1 protein-coding gene is annotated in these 1,104 nt (G+C 56.0%); it reads left to right on the top strand.

Features of this window, described 5'->3' with window-relative positions; translation table 11 throughout:
* A partial coding sequence (locus tag VKV29_RS14895; RefSeq protein ID WP_324202111.1) for a DUF2079 domain-containing protein occupies positions 1-1,104 on the top strand: 1,104 nt, incomplete at both ends.

Genomic DNA, 1,104 nt, shown 5'->3' with positions numbered 1-1,104 from the left:
GTCTACCTCTTTTCCTATCGCCAGCTAGGCTCTCAGGCTAAAGCGCTTCTCTTTGCGCTGGCCTACCTCCTCTACCCGGCCATGCAGTGGGCAAACTTCCTGGAGTTTCATCCGGAAACTCTTGCCACCCCCCTTTTGCTTGGTGCCCTCTATGCGCAGCAGATAGAGCGTTGGCCTCTCTTTTTCGGCCTTCTCGGTCTCTCTGCCACCACGAAAGAGGTCGCCGGTTTGGCTATCATCCCACTAGGCCTCTACCTACTAGTGCGCGGCCGGCGCAAAGCGGGCTTGGCCACAATGGGCTTAGGAGTTCTAAGCCTTATTATCGCCTTTGCCGCAGTGCGTCACTTTAACGAAGGGCACCCGTCGGCCTACATCTACTATTTCAGTCGCTACGGGCATACCCCATTGGAGGTTATCGGCTATTTTTTGCTGCACCCATGGCTTCTGGTTCAAAGCCTCTACAGTCCCATGACTCGAGGCTTCTTCAGCGAACTCTTGTCACCGCTCTGTTTTTTGTCACTTCTAGCCCCCGAGCTTTGTGTCCTGGCACTGCCCTCGTTTTGGGTTTATCTGTTCGCACAGAGGACAGGCTACTATCCTTTAGCTCCGGCCTCTATTGTCGGGCACTACACCACCTACGGCATTCCCTTTATTTTCGATGCGGCCGTGGTGGGGTACGCCCGTTGGGAGCGATGGGGCCATGTTTGGCTTAGTCGCACGATGCTGGTGGGGCTTGGGCTAACAGCGCTTCTCGCTACCCGGCATGGACCCCTTTTCGGAAGCGCCAGAATGGAGACCTACCCTCCCCTGCCACGAACGCGAGCCGAGGCGCTTCATCGGCTACTGGCACGCATTCCAAAGCAACCTTCAAGCCCATTACCAGAGGCCTCAAAAAATCGCAAATTTTTATCGGGTAAAGCGCTCTTCCCCTCTATCTCGGCGCAGGGAGAACTGTTGGCGGCCCTTGCCGATAGACCCTATCTCTATACCTTCCCTAATCCCTTTACTCACTTAAGCTGGGGCGGCACGCCCCAAGCACTGGAACAGCAGACGCAAACCAGCTACTACCGATGGCCGCCGGTGCCGAGCGAATACAAAACCCTT

The sequence above is a fragment of the Chthonomonas sp. genome, assembly GCF_035294165.1.
GTDB lineage: Bacteria > Armatimonadota > Chthonomonadetes > Chthonomonadales > Chthonomonadaceae > Chthonomonas.
The sequence above is the reverse complement of the archived record's forward strand: the minus strand, read 5'-3'. Positions and strand labels throughout refer to the sequence as shown.